This is a genomic window from Burkholderia sp. 4M9327F10, from assembly GCF_005503145.1.
Classification (GTDB): Bacteria; Pseudomonadota; Gammaproteobacteria; order Burkholderiales; family Burkholderiaceae; genus Paraburkholderia.
Map to the genome: position 1 here is coordinate 1 of NZ_SCNV01000124.1, position 6,323 is coordinate 6,323.

Annotated in this window: 7 protein-coding genes; 5 read left to right on the forward strand and 2 right to left on the reverse strand. The window is 66.0% G+C overall.

Going from position 1 to position 6,323, the window contains the following annotated elements:
* From FFS45_RS41145 to FFS45_RS41165, 5 genes are all read left to right on the forward strand, one after another.
* Window positions 1-697: ABC transporter permease (locus FFS45_RS41145; RefSeq protein WP_137960301.1), on the forward strand; the 697-nt coding region annotated here is incomplete at its 5' end.
* Window positions 698-720: 23 nt separating this feature from the next.
* Window positions 721-1,131 carry a (2Fe-2S)-binding protein gene (locus tag FFS45_RS41150; protein ID WP_249363136.1) on the forward strand — a complete coding sequence of 137 codons (411 nt, stop codon included), beginning with the start codon at window positions 721-723 and terminating at the stop codon, window positions 1,129-1,131.
* Window positions 1,128-2,561 carry an FAD/NAD(P)-binding oxidoreductase gene (locus FFS45_RS41155; RefSeq protein WP_137960303.1) on the forward strand — a complete coding sequence of 478 codons (1,434 nt, stop codon included), beginning with the start codon at window positions 1,128-1,130 and terminating at the stop codon, window positions 2,559-2,561. Before FFS45_RS41150 ends, FFS45_RS41155 begins: the two co-directional genes overlap by 4 nt.
* Window positions 2,554-3,687: an FAD-binding oxidoreductase gene (locus FFS45_RS41160; RefSeq protein ID WP_137960304.1), complete on the forward strand. Its 1,134-nt coding sequence runs from the start codon at window positions 2,554-2,556 to the stop codon at window positions 3,685-3,687. Before FFS45_RS41155 ends, FFS45_RS41160 begins: the two co-directional genes overlap by 8 nt.
* A gap of 20 nt (window positions 3,688-3,707) precedes the next feature.
* Complete coding sequence (locus tag FFS45_RS41165; protein ID WP_137960305.1) at window positions 3,708-4,754, forward strand: ABC transporter substrate-binding protein; 1,047 nt, start codon at window positions 3,708-3,710, stop codon at window positions 4,752-4,754.
* Between the two features lie 9 nt (window positions 4,755-4,763).
* On the opposite strand, the gene FFS45_RS41170 is transcribed toward FFS45_RS41165, so the two are convergent.
* Window positions 4,764-5,072: a hypothetical protein gene (locus FFS45_RS41170; RefSeq protein ID WP_137960306.1), complete on the reverse strand. Its 309-nt coding sequence runs from the start codon at window positions 5,070-5,072 to the stop codon at window positions 4,764-4,766.
* A gap of 124 nt (window positions 5,073-5,196) precedes the next feature.
* Entirely contained in the window at window positions 5,197-6,132 is a 936-nt protein-coding gene (gene panE / locus FFS45_RS41175; protein WP_137960307.1) for a 2-dehydropantoate 2-reductase, read from the reverse strand.
* Between the last annotated feature and the right edge of the window lie 191 nt (window positions 6,133-6,323).

Here is a 6,323-nt window from a genome sequence, read left to right on the forward strand (position 1 = left end):
GGACGAAACCCTGACGCTGCCGACCCACGGTTTCTCGCTGCGCTGGTTCCGCGCCATCCTCGACTATCCCGACTTTATCTCGGCGTTCTTCAACAGCCTGAAGCTCGCCTTCGCGTCCGCCACGCTGTCGCTCATCGTTGCGCTGCCGGCCGCGCTGGCGATCGGCCGGGCGCGCTTTCCGGGGCGCGGCTTCCTGAACGGCCTGTTGCTCTCGCCGCTGGTGATTCCCGGCCTCGTGCTGGGCATCGCGCTGCTGCGCTTTTTTGCGCTGATCGGCGCGACCGGCTCGTTTGCGTGGCTGGTGCTCGCGCACATGATCATCATCACGCCGTTCGTCATGCGGCTCGTGCTCGCCTCGGTGAGCGGCCTCGACCGCAGCGTCGAGCACGCCGCGGCGTCGCTCGGCGCAGGTGCGTGGACCACCTTCCGCCGCATCACCTTCCCGATGATCCTGCCCGGCATCACCGGCGGCTGGCTGCTCGCCTTCATCAACAGCTTCGACGAACTGACGATGTCGATCTTCGTCACCTCGCCGCAAACCGTCACGCTACCGGTGCGCATGTACATGTATGCGACCGAATCGATCGATCCGATGATGGCCTCGGTGTCCGCGCTGGTGATCTTCATCACCGCCGGCGCGATGCTGCTGCTCGACCGCGTGTATGGACTCAACCGCATTCTGATCGGCCAGCACTGATGACTTCCTCTGCCCTGCCTCCTATGCCCGGCATTTCATATCCACCTGATTCCTCCGACGAGCGCGGTCCGCAGTTCGTGCGCATCGCGGAACTGCGGCGCATGCCGCTGACGTTCGTGCTCGACGGCCGGACGGTCAGCGCATTGAATGGCGACACCGTCCTGACTGCGATCCTGACGCAGCAGCGGCAAGTGCGTCAAAGCGAATTCAGCGGCGAGCCGCGCGCCGGTTTCTGCCTGATCGGCGCTTGCCAGGACTGTTGGGTGCGCAGCGAAGACGGCACCCGCCTGCGGGCCTGTTCGACCCTGCTGGCCGAAGGGATGCGCATTGTCACGCGCGGCGCTGCGTGGGATGTCAACGCGGGCTTGGCCGCCGGCGCCGCAAGCATCATCAGCGCCGCAAGCACCACCAGCCCCGACGGAACCGCGCCATGACCCAGCAACCACGCGTAGTAATCGTCGGCGCTGGACCGGCAGGCGTGCGTGCCGCCGAAACGCTCGTCGCGGCAGGCGTGCGGCCGGTCGTGCTCGACGAAAATGCCCGCTGGGGCGGGCAGATCTATCGCCAGCCACCCGCAAATGCCAGCTTCGAACGCTCGAAGCAAGCGCTGTATGGCTTCGAAGCCCGCAAGGCCGATGCGCTGCACACGACGATGGCCACCCTGCTGCCCCATCTCGACTACCGGCCCGATACGCTCGCCTGGGCCTGCGGGCGAGGCCGGCTCGACACGTTGCACGCAGGACGCGAGATTGGCGTGCCGTTCTCGCACCTGATCATCGCCAGCGGCGCCACCGACCGCGTGCTGCCGGTGCCCGGCTGGACCCTGCCCGGCGTGTACACGCTGGGCGGCGCGCAGGTCGCGCTGAAATCGCAGGGCTGCGCGATCGGCCGGCGCGTCGTGCTCGCGGGCACGGGGCCTTTGCTGTACCTGGTCGCCTACCAGTATGTGAAAGCCGGCGCGCAAATCGCGGCTGTGCTCGACACCAGCGCCCTGTCACAGCAGATCGCGGCGGCGCCGAAACTCGCGCGCCAGCCCGCCACGCTGGCGAAGGGGCTTTACTACATGGGCTGGCTGCAGGCTCGCGGCGTGCGTATCGAGCGCGATGTGAAGCTCGCCGGCATCGACGGTGAGCTTCATGTCAGGGCCATCCGTTGGCAGGCCTCCCGCCGCAGCGCGGACAGCGAAACGCTTGCCTGCGACGCCGTTGGCCTCGGCTTCGGCCTGCGCCCCGAGACCCAGCTCGCCGATCTGGCCGGCTGCCGCTTCCGCTTCGATGCGCAGAACCGCTGCTGGCTTCCTGAACTCGATGCAGCCGGACGCAGTTCGGTGCCGGGCATTTACCTGGCCGGCGACGGCGCAGGAATTGCCGGAGCCGATGCCGCCGAGCTGGCGGGACGCCGCACCACCCTCGCGGTGCTCGACGATCTGAGCATCGCTCATCCGCGCGGCGCGAACCTGCCTGACGTGGCTTCGCTCGAGCGTCGCCTGCAACGTATTGCGATCTTCCGCCAAGGCATCGAAACCGCGTTCACACCCCCTGCCGATTGCGCGTCGCAATGGCCCGACGGGATGACCGTGTGCCGTTGCGAGGAAGTCGATGCAAAAACACTGCGCCACTGCATCCGCAGCGGCGCGGCAAGCGAGATCAACCGCCTCAAGGCACTGACTCGCGTCGGCATGGGCCGCTGCCAGGGCCGCATGTGCGGCGAAGCGGCGCTGGCCCTCCTGAGCGCGGAAACCGGCAAGCCGCTCGAAGCGGTCGGCCGCTTGCGCAGCCAGCCGCCGGTCAAACCGATTCCCATCTCGCCCGCTCTTTATGCCGACGGCGTCGCCGCGATTCCGGAGGAGGCTCGCGATGAATAAGCCGCTGCACTACGACGTTGCGATTGCCGGTGGTGGTCTGGTAGGCGCATCGAGCGCACTTGCACTGGCCAAAGCCGGCTTGCGCGTCGGCCTGTTCGAGCGGCGCTTTTGCGGCGCCCAGGCGAGCGGCGTCAACTACGGCGGCGTGCGCTGCCAGGGACGCCCGGCCGAACAGATGCCGCTCGCCATGCGGGCGCGGCGCGTCTGGGACCGCCTGCCCGAACTGATCGGCATCGACGGCGAGTTCGTCGTCTCCGGCCATTTGCGTCTCGCGCGCAAAGAAAGCGATCTCGCCGCGCTCGAACGCTGGGCGCAGATGGCGCGCGAGCACGGGCTCGAAGCGCAACTGCTTGGCGGCGAGACATTCCGGCGCCGTTACCCGTGGCTGGGCACTGCGGCGATCGGCGGCTCGCTGTGCGCGAGCGACGGCCATGCCAATCCGCGCCTCGTCTCGCCGGCCTTCGCTCGCGCCGCGCGCGCGGCCGGGGCGGACATCCGCGAGCAGACCGAACTCAGCGAAATCAGCCATGACGGTACGCGTTTCCAGCTACGCGCGGGCGAGCTGCATTTCACCTCGGACTGGCTGATCAATTCGGCCGGGGCATGGGCCAACAGGATCGCGGCTTCGTTTGGCGAAACCGTGCCGATGAAGCCGATCTACCCGAACATGTGGGTCACCGAGCCGCTGCCGCTCTTTATCACGCACAACCTCGGCGTGTATGGCGGCGGCGTCTACGCGCGGCAAGTGGCCCGCGGCAACTGCGTGGTCGGCGGCGGCCGCGGACAGGGTGACGGCGAATACGGCCAGCCCTCCACCGACACCACCCGCGCCGTCATGCGCGATGCCTGCGCGCTGTTGCCCGCGCTGCGCGGCGCGCTGCTGATTCGCACATGGAGCGGCGTCGAAGGCGAAACGCCAGACAGCAATCCGGTGATCGGCGCGAGCCGTGCCGTGCCGCGCCTCTTGCATGCGTTCGGTTTTTCGGGCGGCGGCTTCCTGCTCGCGCCCGGCGTCGGCGAAGTGCTCGCCGACCTTGTGGTGCACGGTTCGACAGCCACACCGCTCGAGGCGTTTGCGATCGATCGCTTCGCCACCGTCTCTACCCCTAGCCTGCACGCTCTCTAGTCAAACCCAGGAGATCCACCATGAAACTGTTCAGAACCATCGCGGCGCTCGCTGCATTGTGCGCATTCGGCGCTGCGGCACCCGCGTGGTCGCAGACCAAAACGATCTACATCGGCATGAACGGCGGTCCGATGGAGAAGGCTTATACGAGCCAGGTACTGCCCGACTTCGAGAAGGCCAACAACGTGAAGGTGGTCGTGGTGCCGGGCACGTCGTCCGACATTCTCGCCAAGCTGCTCGCCAACAAGGCCAATCCGCAGATTCATGTGGTGTTTCTCGACGATGGCGTGATGGCGCGCGCCGTCAGCATGGGTGTGTGCCAAAAGCTCGACGACGCCCCCGTGCTCAAGGAGCTCTACCCGTTTGCGCGCATGAAAGACGATATGGGCGCGGGCGTGCAGCTCGGCATGACCGGCATTGCCTATAACAAGAAGCTGTTCGCCGAAAAGGGCTGGGCGCCGCCGACTTCATGGATGGACTTCGCGGATCCGAAATACAAGGGCAAGGTGGTGTTCCAGTCCGAATCGAGCAGTACGTTCGGGCTGCATGGCTTTCTCGCGATCAATCGTCTGATGGGCGGTAGCGAACAGAACGTCGAACCCGCCTTCACGAAATGGTCCAGCACCGTCGGGCCGAACGTGATCGAATACATCCCGAACTCCGCCAAGATTTCGGAAATGGTGCAAACGGGCGAAGCCGGTCTGTTCCCACTCACACCGACCGGTGTCAGCGATCTGCAGGACAAGGGGCTGCCGGTGGCTTATGTGAATCCGAAGGAAGGTCCGGTGCTGCTGCTGGTGGACCTGTGTGTGGTCAACAACAACCCGGACCCGGCGCTTGCCCAGAAGCTTGCGCAGTTCCTGGTGTCGGCGCCGGCACAGACCAAGGCAGCCGAGGTCGGCAAGCAGATTCCCACCAACCGCCTCGCGAAGATGCCGCCTGCGATGCAACAGAGCCTGGGCAATGTCGAAGACCTGCTGCACAAGGTAACGGTGGTGGACTGGGACGCGATCAACGCACACCGCGCGCAGTGGGATACGCGCTGGAACCGGCAGATCGAGCAGTAAGCTGCCGGGTCAGGTGACGATAGAGACGATGGAGAGCGCGACCGAAAGCCAGATCGCGCTCACGCCACTCAGGAACAGACGCCGGGCTACGCGAATCCCGGCGTCGCTGCTTTCGGGCTCGACCGAGCGGGTCGCCATCCACGGCACGAGGCCGAGGCAGGCGAAGCCGCCGAGGGCGAACAGCACCACCAGTGCATCGACGAACTTCCACGGCGAAGGCTCGTGGATCCCCCAGTAGCCGAGATACACGATACCGATCGAAAACGTCGTCGCCGACGCCGAACTCAGCGCCACCACCGATCCCGTTGGACTCGGCATCCCGCCTCCTGTTGAACGTCCGCCGCGGCATGCGCGGCGTGATCGATTCTACTGCATGGCAAGGCGTTGCCTTGGAACGCGCGGCAATCCTGTGGCCCTAAGGCCCTACCCTACGCCACGCCGCTTATGCGCTACGCGCCTGACGAGCCTCGTAGGCCTTCAGATGACTATAGGCAATCCGCAGCAACGACAACCCGGCATCGCGCTGCTGGGCCGTGCCGCCGCGTTGGATCAGGTCGCCGAGAATATGGTCGGCTTCTGTGCGCGAGTGATTCTCGACGTCGCGCAGCATCGAAGCCGTCAGTGGCGAAGGCGTAAAGAGCGTCTGATTGGCGCGAGCATCGAAATTCGGCCCCATCGTAAAGCCATTGTGCTGCGCCACCGCACGGCATTCTCCGAGCAGTCCTTCGATCACGCGCCGGCCGTCCGGAGCGCTCAGAATATCGCCCACCGAGCCGCGGAACAGACACGTGCTGGCCGCCAGCGTCGCCAGAAACACCCATTTTTCCCACATGCCCAGCAGGATGTGCTCGCTCGTCGACACATCGAAACCGGCGCCGGACATGAGTTCGCCAATTGCGCGCACGCGCTCCGACACTCCGCCTTCCAGCTCGCCGAAGGCAAGCGCATGCATATCATTGAGATGGACGATCTCGCGTTCGCGGTTAAGCGTCGCCGCAATCACGCATTGACCGCCCAGCACGCGAGCCGCACCGAACTTCTGGCTGAGAACGTCGATGTGGCGCATGCCGTTGAGCAACGGCAGGATCTGCGTGGACGGGCCGACCAGCGGCTCGAACGAAGCAATCGCGTCGTCAAGGTTATAGGCCTTGCAGCTCAGCACCACCAGATCGAACGGCGCCGCGCTCTCGCCTGCCTGCACGGTCTTGACGTCACGCAGCGTGAGGTCGCCGCGCGGGCTCCTGATGACGAGGCCGGCCCGGCGCAGCTCCTCGGCACGTGCTGCGCGCACGAGGAAGGTAACGTCACGTCCGGCGTGAGCGAGGCGGCCGCCGAAGTAGCCGCCCACCGCACCTGCACCTACTACTAGAATTCGCATCGCTTTGTCTCTTGGAGGTTGGGTTGTTCAGTTTGCGGGGTTCGCTAGCCATGAGCCGCGCGGCGCCTGCCGCGCCCAGAACGCGAACCGGGCATCTGTGTGAATGTAGCAAAGATCGCCGGTTCGCATCGGCGTGGCGGGCCATGCGCTGCATCGCTTGCCCGTCACGCCCATCAAGCCCGCCACTGCCC